Source organism: Chryseobacterium capnotolerans (genome assembly GCF_021278965.1).
Taxonomy (GTDB): Bacteria; Bacteroidota; Bacteroidia; order Flavobacteriales; family Weeksellaceae; genus Chryseobacterium; species Chryseobacterium capnotolerans.
Map to the genome: position 1 here is coordinate 1,243,523 of NZ_CP065589.1, position 21,868 is coordinate 1,265,390.

The window sequence follows — 21,868 nt, forward strand, 5'->3', positions numbered from 1 at the left end:
TTTTAGGTTGTTGTTTTCTTTTTATTTCTACGTCCCCACCAAATCATAAATCCGGTTATGGGCAGTGAGGCGCAGAACAGACTCATGATAAATGCTAATATTTTTCCAGGCATCCCGAAGAAGGCTCCCACATGCAAATCGTAGGTAGCATCTGTAGCTCTTTCAGCCATAGGTTTTTCTTCGTGTGAACGGTTAAACAGAAGCTTCCCTGAATGTTCATCAAAAATCATCATGGAAGACTCAGCATAAGTAAATTCTTTTTCCTTGATCCAGATGCTTAAATTCTCATGTTTGTGGTCTGCTTCCGCATGATCTTCCAGATCGACTCCAAAAGAATAAGCTTTTGGATAATGAATTTTTACCTGTTCTATAATGCGGTCGATAGTTGTTGCTGTTTCAACAGATTCAGGAGCCGTTGTTTTGTATTGGCTGAAATCTGGTGTAGCAGAGGAAAAACCATTAAGTAATACATATACCCACATCTGAGTAATACGGAACGAATACATAATCCCGGTAATAGCCACAATAATGGCAAGAAAGGAAGCATAAAAACCAAGGATATTATGTACATCGTAGTTCTTGCGCCGCCAGCCCTTTACCTTTTCCCATTGGAACCATAGACGCTGTTTACGCATTTTTTTATTCTTCGGCCACCAAAGTATAATCCCGGTAATCAGCATAATTACGAAGATAATAGTAGATACTCCCACGATAGTACCACCTACACTATTACTTAGCAGTAGTGAGCGGTGCAGGGCCATACAGATAAAGAAAGGATTGTTTTTTACATCATATATGGCAATTACCTTTCCGGTATATTGGTTGACATAAACATTTTTATAGACAATAATACTGTTGAAATGATTCCAGCCGTCAGGGTTGCCTTTAACTAACCCAAATTGATAAGAACGGGAAGGATCTATAGGAATTGTGACTTCATCTGCTTTTACAATTTCATTTTTCAGTTGCGCATTCACCAGATCTTTTAACTCGCGTAAAGGAATAGGCTTTTTATGCTGAATGTCTTTTTCTCCATGAAAGATGTCTTCCTTTCGTAAGATAGCGGTAATATCTTCATTGAAAACAAAAAAAGCACCTGATAAAGAAACAATTAAGACAATAATCCCGGAAAGCAGTCCAAGCCATAAATGAGCTTTCAGAATATATTTTTTGAAGGTCCCTTTAGATTTTTTCTTATCAGCTTGTTTCATTTTTTATCGTTATTTAGTCTTATTAAAAATAATGAACTGCAAATATAACTTTATTTGTAAGAATTCTACCTAAAGAGAACCTTTATTTCATCAGGAAAACCTGATTTTTATTAGGATTTAAAAGAATTGACATCAGATAAAAAAAGAGATTATTAAAAGATTTTATCCCTGTAATATAGATGTTGGATAATAGAATTCTTTGCCTGAACTTATAAATAGATAAAGTGGAGAATACGGGATTCGAACCCGTGACCTTTTGACTGCCAGTCAAACGTGCTAAATGTTTTTACATTTCATCTTTACCTGGCATGAATTTAATTATTTAAATTTACACTAAAATTTCAAAAACAATGACCCTAGAGAAAAAGAAACTCATGACAGACAGCTTCGGCCGTTCAGAAACTCTGAAATTCTATAAAGCAGAATTGTTGGAAGTAGAAACTGATTTTGTTTCGATTAAAATTCCTAAAATGGAAATGATGACCAGGAAAGCTGGGATGTTCAATGGGGCAATGATTGCTTCTTTGGTAGATGTTTCCGCAGGATATGCAGCGGTGAGCCATTATCCGGAAGACTGTTATGTGGTAACAGTTGAATTAAAAGTGAACTATCTTCGTCCAGCTATGGGAGATGCTTTGGTTTCAAAAGCTTATGTTATTAAAGGGGGCTCCAAGATTAGTGTTATCAGAGTAGAAATCTATGTTCAGAATGAAGACTCTGGCTCAGAGAGTCATGCAGCCACCTCATTAGTCACCATGATGAAGATAAAATAATCTTATTTTTTTAACAGAATTAAGCAAAATCTTCCTTGGATAAAGGATTTAAAGAATTTTTTTTCACCAAAATGGAATGGCTTTTGCTCAATTATCCCCATAACTATTAAAAAATAACAAAATGAACTTAATTATCCGTTTGTTTGTCACAGCAATAGTGGCATACCTATTAACTAAAATTTTACCAGGGGTGCAATTTGAAAGCTTTTCAACAGCAATTATCTTTGCCATTGTACTTGGGGTTTTAAACATATTTGTAAAACCTATCCTTAGTCTGTTTGGACTTCCTCTTACCATTTTAACTTTAGGATTCTTTGCATTGGTTATTAACGCAGGTATTATCCTGATTGCTGACTATTTCATCGACAGTATGGTAGTAGATGGCTTCTGGTGGGCTTTTATCTTCAGTATATTATTATCAATCGTAACTTCACTGGCGAATTCAATGTTCTCGGATGGAGACTAAGTGATTAAAAAATAAGAAGAAAAGCCCGCTGGTATTTTGCCAACGGGCTTTTTTATTGGGGTAGGAGCAGAGATGTTTGAGAGGATTCGAGTGGAATACCCTTTATTTTGTTGAAAATATTATCTGTTTTTCAATATTTTCCTTTATATCTCCAATTTTAATGTTAATTCTTTCGGTAATTTTTATTTTAAATATTAACTTTGGCAATCTTTGAATTTAATGAAAGGGTTTGATGAAATCAGTAGGGTTTTACAGATCTGCTAAAAATAAATGAACATATGAAATCGTCATGATCTGCAAATACAAATACTAATGAAGATGATACGATTGCATATGACCTTTGAAAAATAAATAATAATCTTCATATGAAACTTAAGTACAGTCTGCTGGCTTTGGCAGCTCCGCTTTTAATGAATGCACAACAAGTAATGACGCCTGAAATTCTTTGGACTTTGAAAAAAGTAGGAGTGCAGGCAGTTTCTCCGGATCAGGCATCCCTTATTTATAAAGTAGGACAGGTAGATCTGAAAACAGAAAAAACAAAAAACGAGAACTATTTTCTGAATGTTCTTAACAATCAGGCTTCCAAAATTGATTTCGGTAAAAAAGCTTTGATCCAATGGGATAAAAATGGGATCTATGCTCAGGAAGGAGATAAAATCTACCTTTCAAAAGATGCCGGAAAAACATGGGCAGAATTTTATACCATTGGTGAAGCCGATAATATTGTGATTTCTCCGGATGGAAAAAGAATTGCTTTCAGTAAGCAGGTTTTGGTAGAAAAGCTAATGGGGAAAGATAAATACAATGATACTCCTAAAACAACGGCTCAGGTATATACAGACCTTAACCACAGACACTGGGATTATTTCAATGAAGGAAAATATAACCATGTATTTGTTGTAAATACTTCAGATAAAGTAGAGGCAGCTAAAGATCTGTTGGAAGGAAAAACATGGGATTCTCCTCAAAGACCTTTCGGAGGTGCTGAAGATTTTGTTTGGAGCCCGGATTCTGCACAGCTTTTATATGTTACCAAACCCAAAAGCGGTAAAGAATACGCAACGAGTACCAATACCGATATCTTTGCTTATGATGTAGCGACTGGAACTACTAAAAACCTTACAGAATCAAATAAAGGATATGATATCAATCCAAAATTCAGTCCGGATGGAAAATCTTTGATCTGGCAGAGTATGGCAAGAGATGGATATGAGGCTGATAAAAATGATGTGAAAATCATGGATTGGAAAACAGGAAAGACGACTAACCTTACAGCAGGTTGGGATGACAGCGTTTCCGGAGATGTTCTTTGGGGGGCAGATTCAAAAACAATCTATTTCACGGCAGCTTACAGAGGAACAAAACAACTTTTCTCTTTAGATTCAAAATCTGCAAAAGTACAGCAGATCACCAAAGGAGACTTTGACGTGAATGAAATTTTTACAGATAATAAGACTTCTGTACTAGTAGGAAGAACAGATGTAAACCATGCTACAGAATTATTCTCTGTAAACCTTAAAAACGGAGAGATGAAGCAGGTTACTGAAGCGAATAAAGATACTTATGCTAAGTTAGCACAAGGTAAATCTGAACTTAAAATGGTAAAAACTTCGGATGGTAAAGAAATGGGCGTATGGTTCCACTACCCACCGAATTTTGATCCTAATAAAAAATATCCAACATTGGTATATTGCCAGGGAGGACCGCAGTCTGCATTGACACAATACTTCAGCGTAAGATGGAACTTTGCCCTAATGACAGCCAACGATTATATTGTAGTGGCGCCCAACAGAAGAGGGATGCCAGGCTGGGGAACAAAATGGAATGAAGAGATTTCAAGAGACTGGGGTGGGCAGCCAATGAGAGACTACCTTGCAGCAACAGATTATGCGAAAACATTACCTTATGTAGACGGTGACAGAGTAGCCGCTGTAGGAGCAAGCTATGGTGGATACAGCGTATTTATGCTGGCTGGAATTCACGAAAACAGATTCAAAACGTTCATTGCTCATGATGGATTATTCGATATGAAATCATGGTATCTGACAACTGAAGAACTTTGGTTTGCCAACTGGGATCTTGGTTCTCCATGGGAAAAACCACAGCCAAAAGCTTATACAGAATTTAATCCAAGTAACTTCGTAGAAAAATGGAACAAGCCTATTATGATTGTTCAGGGAGGAATTGATTTCCGTGTACCTTACGAGCAGGGGCAGGAAGCTTTCCAGGCTGCAAAATTAAGAGGATTAAAATCTAAATTGGTTTATTTCCCGAATGAAAATCACTGGGTACTTCATCCACAAAACGGATTGGTATGGCAGAGAGAATTCTTCGACTGGTTAAAAGAAACTTTGTAATATACAATACATCCATAGAAGCGGGCTTTTTAGTCCGCTTTTTTTATTGGAAAAGATCAACCTTTAGATAATTATTCACAATCATCTGTGAAAATATGTATTATACGTGGTCAATAATATCAATAAGAGCGGGCTTTAGCCCGCTCTGCTTATAAAATAAGTTCCAATGGCTTTAGCTGAAACCTGAAGAAACAGTAACATCAATCTCCTTTACCGGAAGGAAATAAAATAGTTATATATTTGAATATGCAAAACAGAATTTCTTCTTTCTCACCACTCATTGATGATCAGTCTGAAATTTTAATCCTGGGTTCTATTCCCGGAGTCAAATCATTAGAGATGCAGCAATATTATGCCCATCCACAAAACAAATTCTGGAAAATCATCCTTGAATTACTGAATGAAGAATTTACCGAAGATTATTCCAAAAGAATCGAAACCTTAAAGAAACATCATATTGCCCTTTGGGATGTCATTGATTCCTGTGAAAGAAAAGGGAGCCTGGATTCTGAGATTAAAAATGAAGAAGCCAATCAGATTGAAAAACTACTGGAGGAATATCCAAATATAAAAGCCATTTTTTGCAATGGCGGAAAATCATATAAGAATTTGCAAAAACTTTTAGGAAAAAATTATAAGCTTCCTATTTTTCTAATGCCCTCCACAAGCCCGCTCCATACCATTTCCTTTGAAAGAAAATTTGAAGAATGGAAGAAAGTTTTGGAGTTTTTGAAGTGATATCGTTTGACGGGGTTAGAGATTTAGATTGGGGGAGTTTTAAATTCTGGATAATGGGTATGAGAGAAGGTTTAAAATATAAATTTCTAGGGAATGACAAAGTGTATGAATAACTAAAACGCTCTGTTTGCCATTCCCTGGAAATCTAAATATTATATTTTTTAGAAAATCAAGAGCCTAAATATGCTCTTAATCCCTTCAATAATTCCAGTTGATTTTTTGTTCTGTCCAGATTATGTTCCGGATATTTCGTAGCATAATAAACGCTTCCATTCAGATAATCAGTTAAAAAACGAACTTCCTGAATATAAATAGCGACTTGTGCAGCATAATCAAGGTGAGCATACTCTTCCGGAGTCAGCTTTTCCTTTAGATGGAAAAGAAACCCTTTTTTACTGCCTTATACATTTCAGGATTGAAATTGTTTTTAGCCCTTCCGTCATCTTCGTGAGTTGTATTGGTGTAGGACTGAATCATCGTTCCAAAATCATATAAAATAGTAGAAATCATCACAGTATCCAGATCGATGACAGCCAGCGGCTTATGGTTTTGATCGAAGAGAATATTGCTGATTTTTACATCGGCATGGATGATTCTTTTGGGAATCTGATTGCTTTTCTCCATTTCTATCCATTCATCAGGTAAGGAAATAAGCTGGTTGGTAACTTCTATTTCAGCTTTTGCATTCTCTTTTAGATGAGAGACCGCATTTTCCAGGGCCTTTTTATAGTCTGCAATTCTTTTTTCGAAATTGAGAAAATTAGGAAGAGTATCTTTAATAGTGGGCAGCTTTTCAGTATTTACGATACTAAGGAAATAGCTGAAGGCTTTAGCAGCCTCAAAAGCAGTTTGTAAAGAAGGAGCGGTAAGAAAGGTAATGCTGTTTTCTACAAAGCTTAACATTCGCCATGGTTCATCATTTACATCTTTTATCAGAAATTCATGGGTGAGAGATGGGACAGGCTCTATAATTTGAAAATGATAATTATTTGACCGAAGAAGTTCATTAATCATTAAATGATTGTTGACGATAACTTCCGGCTGCTTAAAGACATGATGATTGATCTTTTGCAGAATAAACTTTTTCTGGTGATCCAGATCTTCCAAAAGATAAGTTGTGTTGATCAGCCCATCATTGATAGGAGAAAACTTATAATTATCTGTATTGATAAACTGAGTGACAATATCATTTATTTCCATAAATCTGCTGGGTATCTGTTCTTTTGAATTTCTGACATCAGAAAATCCTTAATATTCTTTTTATCATCAGCATAAGTTACCCCCATCCACTGGGAAGGAGAAGATTTCACCATGACTTTTACTTTCTTTTCATCTATCATTTTTTGGACTGCACTGGGAATGTAGAATTCTTGTGTTGGCATTGGATAAGACTCTATGAAATCATAGAAGTAGGCTTCCAAAGAACAAAAAATATGAGGATGAAAAATGAAAAAATTCATGGATACCAACGTATTGGGATCTAGTTTTATATGCTCACCGTTTTCCGTATAAATGATGAAACCATTAAGCTTTTGAATAGAGGTTTGTTCCTCTACCCGGATCAGATTGTTTTCAGAATCCAAAGTACATATTCCTCTTGCTACCGTTCCATGACCACTCAATGTTGTGCTTACAGGATAAGCAATCATCCCCAATTGAGAATCGGAAATATGATGGTGGTTTATTTCATCAGCGGCGAGAAGGTAAGCTTCTTTTCCATAAAAATCATCAGCATTAATCATAATAAAAGGCTCCTGTATCACATATTTTGCACATAAAACAGCATGGGCGGTTCCCCATGGTTTCTCACGCTCCGGATAATCAAAACCATGCAGAGGAATGCTGTTCATTTCCTGATACACCCAATGAAGCTCAAAGCCTTTTGTTTGAGAAATGGTGGTAAGGCGTTCAATATAACTTTGAGGAATTAATTGATTGACGATAATAACTACTTTAGAAAAGCCAGCGTCCAGAGCATCATAGATAGAATACTCCAGAATAGGCGAGCCATTATCGAGTATTCCATCCACTTGCTTAAGACCTTTGTACCGGCTGCCTAATCCACCAGCCAGAATGAGTAATGTTTTCTTAGAATTCATCAGTCATTCCAAATACAGGTTTACGGGTTTTCCATTTGCCGTTGGTGAAATCAGGAATTTCAACAACCTGGCCTCCCTTGGCAATAGACTCTTCACTCAATGGAGTAATCGAATACCATAAGGCAAGATCATAAACATCCATTGGGAATTCTATATTTCTTTTAATACATTCAATAAAGGTATTCATCACAAAGAAGTCCATTCCGCCATGTCCTGCACCTGCAGCTGTGCTTTCGAATCTCTTCCACATCGGGTGGTCATTTTCTTTCATCCACTTTTCCGTATTATCCCAACGGTGGGTGTGATTCATTGTTTTTTCAAAATAAATATGGCCCTGATTGAAGTCTCCCCAACCGAAGTCCTGCCATAATCCTTCCGTTCCCTGTACACGGAACCCTAGGTCATAAGGTCTTTGTAAGCTGGTATCGTGAGTTAGAAGAATGGTTTCTCCATTTTCGCAGGCAATTTGTGTGGTTACAATATCCCCCTGATTGAACTTTACCTTGGCATTCGGGTGATTTTCTCCACCTTTTGCATGTTCCGTAATATATTTATGTAGCCCTACAGACTTGGAAGAGAATGAAGAAAGCCTTGTTAAGCGGTTTCCACGGTTGATATCCATCATCATGGCAATGGGACCTAATCCATGAGTAGGATAAAGTTCTCCATTACGTTTTACATAATGTTCCGTTCTCCATTTAGCCTCACTGAATCCCTTTTCACCAAATTCAGCTCCTGAATTGTAAGGCGTAACTCCGTCATTGAAAAGCACACCTCTTAAATCATGCTGATAGCCGCCTCTTCCATGAACGAGTTCTCCAAACATTCCTTTACGAACCATATTCAGAATTGCCATAACATCTCTTCGGTAGCATACATTTTCCATCATGAAAATAGGAACTTTCGTCTCCTCATATACTTTCACAAATTCCCAGCAATCCTGAAGCTTTATAGCTCCGGAAACTTCCATACCTACAATTTTCTTAGCACGCATGGCTTCTACGCCTTGTGGAAGATGCCATTCCCATGGAGTTGCAATCACTACAGCATCTATCGTTTTCAATTTTAAAAGGTTTCGGTAGTCATATTCACCGTTGGAAAACTCCTGAGCTGCCGGTTTATTGTTGTCTTTTAAGATCTTTTGAGAAGCAGCAAGCATTCTTTTGTCAGGGTCAGCAAACGCTACAATCTCTACATCACCACGTTTAGCCAATAGTTTTACATGTTCCTGACCACGAAGTCCTACCCCAATAAAGCCAACACGGACTTTCTTATCTGTTTTAAAATCATTTGAATAGGCAAATAAAGAATTGGGTAAAACCAATGCTCCAAAACTTGCCAAAGCTGCTGTTTTGATAAAATTTCTGCGGGAAGTGCTGTTGTCCATCTATTTTTTTCTTAAATATATTAAAACTTTTGCAAACTGCGATGGAATGGGAGTTGCGGAGTTTAGGATTTGAGGGTAGGAGAGTTTGAGAGTTTCGGGATGCGGGTTTAACAAGTTAAATGTTTAACACTTAGGGTTTGAAATGATCAACCTTTCAATGACAATTGAGAATTCACTTGTGAAGCAAAATATCCTATTCACGTCTAATCTTACATTTCTCAGTCTATTATCTATCCGTCTATTATCTTCAAGTCTTATTTCATTATTAAGATCAAATTTTACAAAATATCACTGTCCATAGTAAGCCTTAATTAATCTTTCCCTCATTTTATTCAGATATTGAATGTCTTTGGTGTTGGATAGAATGATAACGCTAAGGTTTTTGTCAACCAAATGGACCCAATTGGCACTATGGCCATAACCCTCTCCCTGGCGTTCTGCAAATACGGTACTGATCGTTCCGAATTTTTTAGGATATACCCAAAAACCTAATGCTGTATCCTCTAGTTTTTTGTCTGCCGTAAGCATTACTTCCAAAGTCTTTTTTGAGAACAATACAGCGTTAAATACGGCCTGGTCAAAAATAAGAAGGTCTTTAGGAGTAGAATACATGGCTCCGGCAGAATAGAAATTATCAATATAAGTATTGGTAGGCATATGAAGAGCAAATGGATCAGAAGGATCTGCGGAATATCCTTCATCTATATTTTTGATAATATCATTATGATGAAGAAATCCTGTATGCTGCATTTTGAGCGGAATCAATATCTGCTCTTTTAATACTTCCTCAAAAGATTTGTGGTAAATTTTTTCTATGATTTTCCCCAATAATATAAAATCTCCGTTATTATAACTGAATTTTGTTCCGGGAGTGTCAATCAGTTTTTCAGAAAGAAATGTAGTAATAAAATCATCAAGATTCCAGATTGTGTTGTCATATGCCTGATGGATAAATTCAGGAGAACTGATATCTTTGTTTTCTCTGCCGCTGCTGTAGGTCAGCAAATTTCTTATGGTTGCTTTTTTAGCAGCTTCGCCTTTGTATTCCGGATAATAGGTAGAAATACTGGCATCTAAATCTATTTGGCCTTTTTCATAAAGCTGCATAATCAGCACTGCAGTAAATGTTTTGGTAAGTGAGAAAATATGAAACCGGGTTTCATCTGAAAACGGGAGATTATAATGCCGGTTAGATAAACCTTTGTAAGTAAGTAATTCAGTCTTTCCATTCTGAGCCAGCAAAACGGAACCATTGAAATTATCTCTTTTCACACAAGAGTCAATGACCTGTTCAACTTTTTGTATTTGTGGATAGGCTAAATTGATTGTTATCAAAAATAATCCCAGTAGCATATTTTTCATAGTAACGGTTTTTAATCCAATAAATATTTATTTTAAAATCCAAAGTTTACTGTCCTATCCATGCTTTTCTTAAAGCGATTTGCTTTGAATCAGGGTTTGGCAAAAGATTTATTTTTCCAGAAGTTTCATCATAAGTAAAACCCACTTTTGTCAGATATTCTTTCAAAGGGACAGGCTGGCTACCTTCAATATAATTACTGAAAAATGTACGTATCTCTGGAAAAGTTAATTTTGTAATTTCATCAAATAAATCATCATCATTAAAATATGTACCGGACCCATATTTTTTCATCAATTCCAGCATCAGGTTCTGGGTGCCGGTTTTTCCTCCGGAAAGCTCTCTTAACCTGATATCCAGACACATTCCCAATACTGGTCCTTTTTGGTAAAAGTTCATATACTGATCCTGTCTCTCCATCGCATTTTTGCTGATTTCTGTAAAGGATAGCTTATTATCAAATTCCTGCATCCCTTTTATCTTTTCCTCCAGGCTTTTTTCGAAATCCTCCAGGCTTATCATTTTTTGTTTGATGGGCATATGAATGGTAGCGTACTCTGTCATCCCTTCATAAAGCCACAGATGTTGAGACATTGAAGGATTCAGAAAATCATAATGCTGAATTTCTTCTGAGTGAATATTAAGAGGGGTGACAATATGGAAAAACTCGTGGGAAGCTACTCTGTTTAAGGCATTGGGAAGGTAATTCATGTTTTCGGAACGGTACAGACAGACTGTTGATTGTGAGTGCTCCAGCCCGTCTCCCATGAATCCTTTTTCATTTGAATCCTCATAATAAATCAGAAAAGCATATTTGTTTACCGGTAAAGTTCCGCCCAGATAAACTTGCTGGTTCTTCAGGATATTTTCAATTTCAAGAGCTATTTTTTTTGAATAGTGTCGTTCTTTTTATTGTAAAATGATACGAGAACTTCAGTATGTCCTATTTTTAGCCATGTTGTATCGGGAATACAGTATAAAACCGGAGAATCTACCAACTGGCGGTAATCTTTTGCCCAGACAACATCTGTATTTAGATCCTTTTGTTTGTAATCCAAAGCAGAAGAAGCATAAAAATCTTTATTTTTTGTCACTTTAATCTGATAAGGAATATCTTTCATTTCCTGAAAATATCCTACTAAGGAATTATAATTGATCACAAAAACACTGTCTTTATTAAACATACTGCCGGCAGATTTAGCCTCATGACTGTCTTTTTCTAAAGAATCCCATCCGTCAGCTACCTGGTATGATATTGTGCTGACATGCTTAAGATCATCTATCATCCAGCTGTTTTGGTCCAGACGTTTGGTTGTAATTTTTTTTCCGTTTTTATCTATGGCAACAAGATTTGAAACATACTGCCCGAAATTCATAGCCTGATAAAAGCCGGGAACAAGTTTGGGAATAATGAATTTTCCTTGTTTAAGATTGTTTTTGGGTGGAGTAAATGAAACTTTAACATCATCACCGGAAAGGTGAACAAGATCTATATGATATTGATAAGCTTTCTTTGAAACCTGGGCAATAATTGCATTAGGAAATATAAACAGTACAAAAACTAATTTGATCAGGCTATTCATCTGATTTTATTTTATCTAGTACTAAATTACAAAAATTGCCCAAGGGTAAGTTGTTTTATTTTTCCATAAAATATACTTCTTCATAAGGCTGGATTAATACCCAACCGTGTCCTGAGAACTTCATCTGAAATTCTTCACCACTTCCTCTTCCGATAAGGCTCTTAAAAGAAACATTGGTTTTCAGTTCCGGGCTGAGGTTTCCAGACCAGGCAACAGTAGCATTAGGATCTGTGAAAACCGGAGTGTCAGGAGTTACAAGCAGGGTTAAAGGATCACCGTGGGTGGTAATGGCAATATGGCCAGTTCCGGAAAGTTTTACCTGAAAAAGACCACCGGACATCATTCCAGCGATACTTTTCAGCATCGTAATATCACTATTTACACTTTGTTCATGAGCCAGTACATCATTACCATTCACACAAACCGACTCATTGTTCAGATAAAGGATACGAACTTTTTTACCAGAGTCAGCAACATACAGTTTTCCTGTACCTTCAGCTTTCATCAGTTTGCTTCCTTCTCCACTGATCGCTTTTTTCAGCAGGTTTCCAAGACCGCCTGCCAGCATTCCCTGTCTTTCGAAGTTGATATTCCCCACGTAGCTTACCATGCTTCCTCTCTTAGTCCATACCGCTTGATTATTAAGGTTGATTTCTAAAAGATGTTTGGTTTCCAGTTCAAAATAATCTCTCTGCTGCGGGTTTTCTTTTGTTTCGTTGATAAATGCTTCAATTGAATATTTACTCATAATTATAATTTTTTAATTTGTTGTTTTTATAATGTTAGTTGTTTTAGTTTGTCGAGTTTATACTCCCGTTTGTTACTTTTAGGATTCATATCCACAAATTCATAGTCTTCAAAATAGGTAATTTGTGATTTGAAGGCTTCAGTGGCTTTTCTCATACAATTTTGGAGGTGTTCTTCATCCTCTTCTTCACTGTTTTCATTATCATGGGCATAATAATCTTCAGTTTTTAAATGAAAATCAAACCAGATCAATCTATACTTATCAATACGTTCACTCCAGTTGGAAACTTCAATTTTATGTCCGTCAGAGTACGGATTATCAGTGGCGTATATTTTACTTACAGATTCTATGTTATCATTCAATTTTTTCAAAAATACTCTTTTTAGGCTTTAAAATTCCCCCTTAAAATCACGGTTTTATATTTGATTGAAAATAATACTTGACAAAGGGGTGTTCAATGTCGTATATTTGCACTCCGAAAATTACACCTTGTAATTTCAATAATTTTTAAACCGTAATTTAAAAAATGAAAACATCAGATTTTAATTTTGATCTTCCTGCGGAATTATTGGCAGAACACCCATCAGAGCACAGAGACGAAGCTAGATTAATGGTTCTTGATAGAAAGACACAAACTATCGAGCACAAATTATTCAAAGATGTAGTGGATTATTTTGATGAAGACGATTTGTTCATCTTCAACAATACTAAAGTTTTCCCTGCACGTCTTTATGGAAACAAAGAAAAAACAGGTGCTAAAATTGAAGTTTTCCTTTTAAGAGAATTGGATAAGGAAACAAGAGTTTGGGATGTTTTGGTAGATCCTGCGAGAAAAATCAGAATTGGTAACAAATTATTCTTCACAGAAGATGAGTCTTTGGTAGCTGAGGTTATTGATAACACTACTTCAAGAGGAAGAACATTAAGATTCTTATTCGACGGTTCTTACGACGAGTTCAGATCAAAACTAAAGGAACTAGGAGAAACTCCACTTCCAAAATATATCAAAAGAGCAGTAGAGCCGGAAGATGCAGAAAGATACCAGACGATCTATGCTAAAGTTGAAGGTGCGGTAGCTGCCCCTACAGCAGGTCTTCACTTCTCTAAGCATTTGATGAAGAGATTAGAGATCAAAGGAATCAATTTTGCTGAAGTTACCCTTCACGTAGGATTAGGAACTTTCAATCCAATCGAGGTAGAAGATCTTTCTAAGCACAAAATGGAATCTGAAGAGATCATCATTGATGAGAAAAATGCTTTGATCATTAATAAAGCAGTAGAATCTCACAGAAGAGTTTGTGCAGTAGGAACAACTACGATGAGAGCGTTGGAAACTTCTGTTTCTTCAAACAAAAAAATCTCTGCTTTCAACGGTTGGACAAATAAATTCATTTATCCGCCTCACGATTTCGGAGTTGCTAACTCAATGATCACGAACTTCCACACACCGAAATCTACATTGATTATGATGATTGCTGCATTTGCTGGAAGAGATTTCATCATGCATGCTTATGAAGAAGCCGTAAAAGAGAAGTATAAGTTCTATTCTTACGGTGATGCAATGCTAATCCTTTAAAAAAGTAAAAAGAGCCAGGTTAAAAGTAAGAAAAGCAGAGATGAGACAAAATGATTTACTTACAAGGACTTTTATATTTGGAGTTAATTGTCTTAAGTTTTTAAGAACACTTCCAAATGATCCTGAAAGTAAATTAATAAGGTTTCAACTTGGGAAATCAGCAACTTCGATAGGGGCTAATTATGAAGAATCACAAGCAGGATCTTCTAAAGCAGATTTTAAAAATAAAGTAAAAATTGCTTTAAGAGAAGCCAGAGAAAGTAATTTTTGGCTTCGGGTTTTAGAAAAATTAGACTGTTATGATTCTGAAGAATTTAAAGACTTATTGAATGAAAGTAACGAATTGAAAAACATTTTGGCTGCAATAGTTAATAATACTAAACTTTAAAACTTTTTACTTTTAACCTGGCTCTTTAATATTATGAAAGACATCCGTACATTATCACTAGATCAGCTTAAAGAATACTTCGTATCTTTAGGAGAAAAGCCGTTTCGCGCGAAGCAGGTCTATGACTGGCTATGGAGTAAAAACCTCCATTCGATCGATGAAATGACGAATCTTTCGAAACCTCTTCGTGAAAGAATTTCCGAAGAATATACCATTAATCCTGTTTCTGTAGATCTTCTTCAAAAAAGTTCCGATGGAACCATCAAAAACGGAGTGAAACTTCATGATGGGTTATTGGTAGAATCTGTTCTTATTCCAACAGAAACAAGAACAACAGCTTGTGTATCTTCACAGGTAGGCTGCTCATTGAACTGCGAATTCTGTGCTACAGCAAAACTGAAAAGGATGAGAAACCTTGAGGTGGCGGAAATTGTAGATCAGGTTGCTCTGATTGACAGCCAAAGCAGAATGTACTTTGACAGACCACTTTCCAATATTGTATTCATGGGAATGGGAGAACCGATGATGAACTACAAAAATGTAGTGGAAGCTATCAGAAAGATCACTCAGCCGGAAGGATTAGGAATGTCGCCAAGAAGAATTACTGTTTCTACATCAGGAATTCCAAAAATGATCAAAATGCTTGCTGATGATGAATTGCGTGTGAAACTGGCGCTTTCTCTTCACTCAGCGATTGAAGTAAAACGTAATGAAATTATGCCTTTCTCTGATAAATTCCCATTAACGGATATTATGGAGGCACTTCAATATTGGTATCAGAAAACAGGCTCAGTAATCACTTTCGAATATTGTGTATGGAAAGGAATTAATGACGGAGATGAAGATATTAAAGCTTTAATCAAATACTGTAAGCAGGTCCCTTCAAAGGTGAATCTTATTCAATACAACCCAATCGGGGACGGGAAATATGACCAGTGTAACAAGCAGGCTGAAGAGAATTATATCCGTCAGTTGGAAAATGCGGGTGTTACAGTAATGGTCAGAAGAAGCCGAGGAGGTGATATTGATGCTGCTTGCGGACAATTAGCTAACAAAACAGCTGATTAAAATTTCCTTAAAAAAACCTTAAAATTCCCTTAAAGCACCATCTAAAAACCTAACTTTGCACAAAATTATTTTGTGATGATGGATTTTCTTATGAGCGAGGACGGGCTGGAACACGTATATGCCTGGGCTGTTCCCTTGCATGCTACAGTTATTTTAGCTGAAATGATTTACAGCCACGTTTCAGAGGCTAAACTATACAGTGGAAAAGACCTTGCTACAAACGTTTATCTTGCATTGATGAACTTTGGTCTTGACCTGATTATGAAGGCGTTTGCAATGGGGGTGATGTTTTTCTTTTACAACCACAGACTTTTTTCATGGGACCTTAGTATCTGGTATCTGCTGGCTTGTTTTATAATTACTGATTTTGCTTACTATGTATTGCATTATGTGGATCACCGTTCCAGAGCATTCTGGGCTGTTCATATTACGCACCATAGTTCAGAGTTCTTTAATCTTACCACGGGATTCAGAAGCCCGGTTTTGCAGCCGCTTTACAGATATTTATACTTTTCACCATTAGCCTTTTTAGGATTCAATCCCTGGCATATCATGGTGGCATATGCTATTGGGCAGGTATATGGAACATGGGTACATACACAGACAGTAAAGAGTATGGGATTCTTAGAGCATATTCTGGTTACTCCTTCCCATCACCGAGTACACCATGCCTGTAACATTAAGTATCTGGACAAAAACATGGGAATGTGCCTGATTATCTGGGATAAAATATTTGGAACCTTCCAGAAAGAAGATCCGAATATTCCGGTAAAATATGGAATCTATCCTAAAATGCCAGACAACAGACCTGATACAGTACTCTTTTATGAATGGAGAAAAATCTGGAAAGATCTGAAACAGCCGGGATTAAAATTCACTGATAGAATCAACTATATTTTCAATTCACCGGGATGGAGACATGACGGAACCGGAAAAACAGTAAGACAATATCAGAAAGAATACTTTGCAAAGCAGGCACAAAAAGAGCAGACAAAGAATCAGCAGCAACAGAAAACTGCTTAATTTTAAAAATACAATCAATAGAAATCTCTAAGAAGGACGGGCTTTTTGCTCGTCTTTCTTTTTTCTTCCTTTTCGTATGTAATACTTATACTTCCAAACTTCAAAATAGAATCACACCCCTTGTAACTCATCAAGAAATTCTAACCCACATCAGCTCAGCAACCTTCCATTTAAACTAAAAGTCCTATTTTTACATTATGAAAAGAACATTTCTGCTATTGGCTTTTCTTGCCTTTCAAACTGCATTTTCACAACAGACCGATTTTCTGAAAATAAAGAGATACAGAATCAACCATTTGGATGATAAAATCCAGGAGACCTCCGGACTTACTATTTTTAATGGAAAATTATATACTTTTAATGACAGTGGAAACGCTCCGGAACTGTTTGAAATCAATAAAACTTCCGGAGAAATAATCAAAACTCTACAAGTAAATGCTAAAAATACCGATTGGGAAGCGTTAACAAATGACGGCAACAATTTTTATATTGGAGATTTCGGAAATAATGACGGAAGCAGAAGACATCTTACTATTTTTAAAGTTCCTTTTCAAGGAGATAGCCTGCTAAATAATCAGGTAAAAGAAATTAAATTCCATTATCCGGAGCAAACTGATTATAAATCAAGTTATTTTAATACCGACTATGATGCAGAAGCTATGGTGTATGCCCATGGAAAACTTCATCTTTTTACCAAAGAATGGGTTTCAAAATCAACGGTGCATTATGTCATTGATCCTGAACTGAACGAAAAACAGGATGCTGTAAAGGCAGAAACCTATAAAACAAACTTTATGGTAACCGATGCTGCTTACTTTGATAAAAAGCTTTATTTGGTAGGTTATAGCAAGAAAACAGAGGTGTTTATGGATGTTTTTACAGAAACTGAACCAGGAATATTTTTTAAAGAAAGACCAAAACATTATTATTTAGGAAGTGCCCTGTCGATAGGGCAGATTGAAGGGATTGCCGTAGATGAAACAGGAATTTCTATTTCAGGAGAAAAGTTTAAATCTCCATTGGGAAAGACAAAGTCCTCCCTTTATTTTATCCCCAAAGAGCAACTCAAGGATTAATTTTCTCTTAAAATTGAGCGAAAAAAATTATCTTTGTGATAATTAACGATTATTCACCCAGCATTCGCAGATTTTGGCAAATACAGTAGAAGAAATTAAACGACCGATCAATGATGAAATGAAACTTTTTGAACAGAAGTTTTATGAGTCAATGCAGAGTAAAGTAGCTTTATTAGATAAAGTAACCCGTTTTATTGTTACCACCAAAGGGAAGCAGATGCGTCCTATGTTTGTCTTTCTTTGTGCCAAGCTGACAGGAAATGTTACCGAAAAAACCTATCGTGGAGCCTCCATGATTGAGCTTATTCATACTGCTACTTTGGTGCATGATGATGTGGTGGATGAAAGTTTTAAACGTCGTAATTTCTTTTCTATTAATGCTTTATGGAAGAATAAGATTGCCGTTTTGGTAGGAGATTATCTGTTGTCAAAATCCGTATTATTATCTACAGACCATAAAGATTACGATTTATTGGGGGTGATTTCAAGAACGATCCGTGAAATGTCTGAAGGAGAGCTTCTTCAGTTAGAAAAAGCAAGAAAACTGGATATTACGGAAGATGTTTATTATGAAATTATTCGTCAGAAAACGGCTACTTTAATTGCTGCCTGTTGTGAGATAGGGGTGCTTTCCAATAATGCAGACGAAGCCCTTGCTAAGAAGATGATGGACTTCGGAACATTTACAGGAATGGCTTTCCAGATCAAAGATGATCTTTTTGATTATTTAAGTTCTAATGTCATTGGTAAGCCGGTTGGAATTGATATTAAAGAACAGAAAATGACGCTGCCTTTAATTCATACCCTTAAAATTGCCGGCGAAAAGGACAGAAAATACTATTTCGATACCATTAAGCGTTATAATAACAATCCAAAACGCGTAAAAGAACTGATAGAGTTCGTTAAAAATTCCGGTGGATTGGAATACGCTGTTACGGTAATGAAAGATTTCCAACAAAAGGCAAAAGATATCCTGAATGAATTCCCGGAATCTGAAGCAAGAAAGTCTTTACACATTATGCTGGATTATGTAATTGAGAGAAAATTTTAAATTAAATAATTTTCAGGGTTACAATAATAACGGCTAGAACTATACAAAATAAAGCAATTAAAAATAAATAATCCGCAATGCTCTCAAATGAGTATTCCCGCCTTTTATTTCCTGTTCTGATCGCAAGAAATGAAAAGAAACAGCTGCATGCAAAAAGAATACAGGCCAGTCCTGCAAATTCGTCTAAATATGTATTGTGGCTGATCTTAGCGATTTTTAATGAGGTGATAATAATCAACGAAAACCCTAAAAGATTGCTGGATGCATTCAGAATATGAGGTGATTTTTTTTCCATCTTTACAATTTTTTTCAAAATAAAGCACAATTTTTTTATTATCAAATTTTTAAAAAAGATTATTAAAAATTAAAATTAATTTAAAAAGTGTATATTAGCGGAATACTTGAAGAACAAAAACTTTTTTACTTAGCTATGCAAACAACCTATATTGAAACACAGCAAATATCCTTCCAGGACTTTAAAAATCAAATACTTGATGATTACAGGCTAGGAAGAGTTTCTCGTGAAATGTCTTATCTCGGAAGGAGAGAGGTACTTACTGGAAAAGCTAAATTTGGAATTTTTGGGGATGGAAAGGAACTTCCTCAGCTTGCAATGGCGAAAGTTTTCAGAAATGGAGACTTCCGTTCAGGGTATTACAGAGACCAGACTTTTGCATTGGCCATTAATGCCTTAACCGCAGAAAGTTTCTTTGCACAGATGTATGCTGATACAAGTGTAGAAAGAGAGCCGGCTTCAGCAGGAAGACAAATGAACGGGCACTTTGCTACAAGAAGTTTAAATGAAGACGGAAGCTGGAAAGATTTAACAGCACAGAAAAACATTTCTTCCGATATTTCTCCTACAGCAGGCCAGATGCCAAGATTATTAGGATTGGCTCAGGCTTCTACTATCTATAAAAATGTAAAATTTGACGGTTCTGAGAAGTTTTCAAGAGAAGGAAATGAGATTGCTTTCGGAACAATAGGTGATGCTTCTACAGCAGAAGGCCACTTCTGGGAAACATTGAATGCTGCTTGTGCACTTCAGGTTCCTATGATTGTATCGATCTGGGATGACGGATACGGAATTTCTGTTCCTACTAAAAACCAGAGAGCAAAAGCTGATATCAGTGAAATGCTAAGCGGTTTCCAAAGAAAAGAAGGAGAGAATCAAGGTTGTGAAATCATCCAGGTGAAAGCTTGGGATTATGCAGCATTATTGGATGCTTATGCGAAGGCAGAGCATTTTGCAAGAACAGAAAGTGTCCCTGTAGTAGTACACGTGGTAGATGTTACCCAGCCTCAAGGGCATTCTACATCAGGATCTCACGAAAGATATAAAAATGAAGCACGTTTAGCTTGGGAAGCTGAGTTTGATGGATTGGTGAAGTTCAAAGAGTGGATTCTGAACTATTCTATTGAAATTGATGGAAAAGAAGAAGTAATTGCTACTGCTGAAGAATTGGAAGCCATTGATGAAGAAGCTAAAAAAACAGCTAAGGCTGGACAAAAAACAGCTTGGGAAAACTATCAAAGAGCTATTAAAGAATTAATTCAGTCTATTGTTCCTTTAGTAGAAAATATTAAAGGTCAGAATGCTGAAGTAGAAACAGCGCTTACTCACTTCAATAAATTGGTTTCAAAAGCTAAGAAAGATGTCTTCCATTTGGCAAGAAAATCTTTATTGGCAACAAGAGGGACTCAGTCTGCAGAAAGAAGCCAATTGATGCAGAAGTACCATGAAGTATTTGAAATCGAAAAAGATAACTATTCTTCTCACTTGTACTCTCAGTCTGAATGGAAAGCTGAAAACATTCAGGAAATTAAACCTGTATATTCAGACAGCTCTGAAGATGTAGATGGAAGAGTAGTGATCAGAAATAACTTTGATAAAATCTTTGAAAAATATCCTGAAACATTAATCTTTGGAGAAGATACCGGAAATATCGGTGACGTAAACCAGGGATTGGAAGGAATGCAGGAGAAATACGGAGCACTACGTATCGCTGATACCGGAATCCGTGAAGCTACAATTCTTGGACAAGGAATTGGGATGGCGATGAGAGGGCTTAGACCTATCGCTGAAATCCAGTACCTAGACTACGTTCTTTACTGTCTACAGGGAATGAGTGATGATCTTGCTACAGTACATTACAGAACGAAAGGAGGTCAGAAAGCTCCATTAATCATCAGAACAAGAGGCCACAGATTAGAAGGTATCTGGCACTCAGGTTCTCCAATGGCGGGGATTCTTAACCTTTCAAAAGGTATTTTAGTATTGGTACCGAGAAGCCTTACGAAAGCAGCTGGATTCTATAACACCATGCTTCAGGCTGACGAACCTGCGATCATCGTAGAATGTCTGAACGGATACAGATTGAAAGAGAAGCAACCGGATAACTTAGGAGAATTCACAGTTCCTGTAGGTAAAATTGAAGTAACAAAAGAAGGAAAAGACGTTACTTTAGTCACTTACGGTTCTACATGGAGAATTGTGACAGAAGCAGCTAACGAGTTAGAAAAATTGGGAATTTCTGCAGAAGTAATTGATATCCAGTCATTAATTCCTTTCGATTTATCTCACGAAATTGCTGAAAGCGTTAAGAAGACAAATAGATTAGTTGTGATTGACGAAGACGTTGAGGGAGGAACTACAGGATTCATCTTACAGCAGATCTTAGAAAAGCAAAAAGCTTTCAGATACTTAGATTCAGATCCGCTAACGATCTCTGCTAACGATCACAGACCAGCGTATGCAAGTGATGGTGACTATTTCAGTAAGCCGTCTGCAGACGATATGGTAGAAAAGATCTACGCTATGTTTAACGAGACCAATCCTCAGAAATATCCAGCGATATTCTAATTAGGATTAAAGATAAATTATAAACCGCTTTCAGCTATTGAAAGCGGTTTTTTTATAGGGAATTATTCAATTTTGTTTTTGTAATTATAAAAATATGT

Annotated in this window: 21 protein-coding genes and 1 tRNA gene; 11 read left to right on the top strand and 11 right to left on the bottom strand. The window is 36.4% G+C overall.

Going from position 1 to position 21,868, the window contains the following annotated elements; all coding sequences use genetic code 11:
* Positions 1-2 precede the first annotated feature (2 nt).
* Both H5J24_RS05780 and H5J24_RS05785 read right to left on the bottom strand, forming a co-directional pair.
* Complete coding sequence (locus H5J24_RS05780) at positions 3-1,211, bottom strand: PepSY-associated TM helix domain-containing protein (RefSeq protein WP_068944004.1); 1,209 nt, start codon at positions 1,209-1,211, stop codon at positions 3-5.
* Between the two features lie 225 nt (positions 1,212-1,436).
* Positions 1,437-1,535, bottom strand: a tRNA-Ser gene (locus H5J24_RS05785).
* A gap of 26 nt (positions 1,536-1,561) precedes the next feature.
* Here H5J24_RS05785 and H5J24_RS05790 point away from each other — a divergent pair.
* From H5J24_RS05790 to H5J24_RS05805, 4 genes are all read left to right on the top strand, one after another.
* Complete coding sequence (locus H5J24_RS05790; protein ID WP_068944003.1) at positions 1,562-1,984, top strand: PaaI family thioesterase; 423 nt, start codon at positions 1,562-1,564, stop codon at positions 1,982-1,984.
* Between the two features lie 121 nt (positions 1,985-2,105).
* The gene (locus H5J24_RS05795; RefSeq protein WP_068944002.1) at positions 2,106-2,450 is read left to right on the top strand and encodes a phage holin family protein; all 345 of its coding nucleotides are present in this window, start codon (positions 2,106-2,108) and stop codon (positions 2,448-2,450) included.
* A 365-nt stretch (positions 2,451-2,815) separates the two neighbouring features.
* Positions 2,816-4,810, top strand: a complete 1,995-nt coding sequence (locus H5J24_RS05800) for a S9 family peptidase (protein ID WP_068944001.1) — start codon at positions 2,816-2,818, stop codon at positions 4,808-4,810.
* Positions 4,811-5,056: 246 nt separating this feature from the next.
* On the top strand, positions 5,057-5,548 hold the full coding sequence (locus tag H5J24_RS05805; RefSeq protein WP_068944000.1) for a DNA-deoxyinosine glycosylase: 492 nt from the start codon (positions 5,057-5,059) through the stop codon (positions 5,546-5,548).
* Positions 5,549-5,917: 369 nt separating this feature from the next.
* Here the strand turns inward: H5J24_RS05805 and H5J24_RS05810 are convergent, their stop codons facing one another.
* From H5J24_RS05810 to H5J24_RS05845, 8 genes are all read right to left on the bottom strand, one after another.
* Entirely contained in the window at positions 5,918-6,748 is an 831-nt protein-coding gene (locus H5J24_RS05810; protein ID WP_232816119.1) for a phosphotransferase enzyme family protein, read from the bottom strand.
* Positions 6,739-7,647 carry a sugar phosphate nucleotidyltransferase gene (locus H5J24_RS05815; RefSeq protein WP_068943998.1) on the bottom strand — a complete coding sequence of 303 codons (909 nt, stop codon included), beginning with the start codon at positions 7,645-7,647 and terminating at the stop codon, positions 6,739-6,741. Before H5J24_RS05815 ends, H5J24_RS05810 begins: the two co-directional genes overlap by 10 nt.
* On the bottom strand, positions 7,637-9,034 hold the full coding sequence (locus H5J24_RS05820) for a Gfo/Idh/MocA family protein (protein ID WP_068943997.1): 1,398 nt from the start codon (positions 9,032-9,034) through the stop codon (positions 7,637-7,639). The genes H5J24_RS05815 and H5J24_RS05820 overlap by 11 nt, the downstream gene beginning before the upstream one ends.
* Before the next feature lie 288 nt (positions 9,035-9,322).
* Positions 9,323-10,396 (bottom strand): serine hydrolase domain-containing protein, encoded by a 1,074-nt coding sequence (locus H5J24_RS05825; protein ID WP_185124662.1) that lies wholly within the window; start codon positions 10,394-10,396, stop codon positions 9,323-9,325.
* A 46-nt stretch (positions 10,397-10,442) separates the two neighbouring features.
* Complete coding sequence (locus tag H5J24_RS05830; RefSeq protein WP_232816120.1) at positions 10,443-11,162, bottom strand: M61 family metallopeptidase; 720 nt, start codon at positions 11,160-11,162, stop codon at positions 10,443-10,445.
* Between the two features lie 113 nt (positions 11,163-11,275).
* Entirely contained in the window at positions 11,276-11,977 is a 702-nt protein-coding gene (locus H5J24_RS05835) for a M61 family metallopeptidase (protein WP_232816121.1), read from the bottom strand.
* 55 nt (positions 11,978-12,032) lie between these two features.
* Positions 12,033-12,725 (bottom strand): AIM24 family protein, encoded by a 693-nt coding sequence (locus tag H5J24_RS05840; RefSeq protein WP_068943995.1) that lies wholly within the window; start codon positions 12,723-12,725, stop codon positions 12,033-12,035.
* A 26-nt stretch (positions 12,726-12,751) separates the two neighbouring features.
* Positions 12,752-13,096 (bottom strand): hypothetical protein, encoded by a 345-nt coding sequence (locus tag H5J24_RS05845; protein WP_068943994.1) that lies wholly within the window; start codon positions 13,094-13,096, stop codon positions 12,752-12,754.
* Between the two features lie 155 nt (positions 13,097-13,251).
* On the opposite strand from H5J24_RS05845, the gene queA reads away from it, so the two are divergent.
* The 6 genes from queA (at position 13,252) to H5J24_RS05875 (ending at position 18,907) form a co-directional block, all read left to right on the top strand.
* A complete protein-coding gene (gene queA, locus H5J24_RS05850) occupies positions 13,252-14,301 on the top strand; it encodes a tRNA preQ1(34) S-adenosylmethionine ribosyltransferase-isomerase QueA (protein ID WP_068943993.1) in 1,050 nt (349 codons plus the stop codon).
* Between the two features lie 40 nt (positions 14,302-14,341).
* Positions 14,342-14,689, top strand: coding sequence for a four helix bundle protein (locus H5J24_RS05855; protein WP_068943992.1), 348 nt, complete (start codon positions 14,342-14,344; stop codon positions 14,687-14,689).
* Between the two features lie 33 nt (positions 14,690-14,722).
* Positions 14,723-15,757: a dual-specificity RNA methyltransferase RlmN gene (gene rlmN / locus H5J24_RS05860; protein ID WP_068943991.1), complete on the top strand. Its 1,035-nt coding sequence runs from the start codon at positions 14,723-14,725 to the stop codon at positions 15,755-15,757.
* A gap of 78 nt (positions 15,758-15,835) precedes the next feature.
* A complete protein-coding gene (locus H5J24_RS05865; RefSeq protein WP_390881135.1) occupies positions 15,836-16,780 on the top strand; it encodes a sterol desaturase family protein in 945 nt (314 codons plus the stop codon).
* A gap of 197 nt (positions 16,781-16,977) precedes the next feature.
* Positions 16,978-17,856, top strand: coding sequence for a hypothetical protein (locus H5J24_RS05870; protein ID WP_068943989.1), 879 nt, complete (start codon positions 16,978-16,980; stop codon positions 17,854-17,856).
* A gap of 73 nt (positions 17,857-17,929) precedes the next feature.
* Complete coding sequence (locus H5J24_RS05875; protein WP_068943988.1) at positions 17,930-18,907, top strand: polyprenyl synthetase family protein; 978 nt, start codon at positions 17,930-17,932, stop codon at positions 18,905-18,907.
* A 1-nt stretch (position 18,908) separates the two neighbouring features.
* Here H5J24_RS05875 and H5J24_RS05880 read toward each other — a convergent pair whose 3' ends face one another.
* A complete protein-coding gene (locus H5J24_RS05880) occupies positions 18,909-19,202 on the bottom strand; it encodes a hypothetical protein (protein ID WP_068943987.1) in 294 nt (97 codons plus the stop codon).
* 135 nt (positions 19,203-19,337) lie between these two features.
* Between H5J24_RS05880 and H5J24_RS05885 the strand changes: the two genes are divergently transcribed.
* On the top strand, positions 19,338-21,770 hold the full coding sequence (locus tag H5J24_RS05885) for an alpha-ketoacid dehydrogenase subunit alpha/beta (protein WP_068943986.1): 2,433 nt from the start codon (positions 19,338-19,340) through the stop codon (positions 21,768-21,770).
* Positions 21,771-21,868 lie beyond the last annotated feature (98 nt).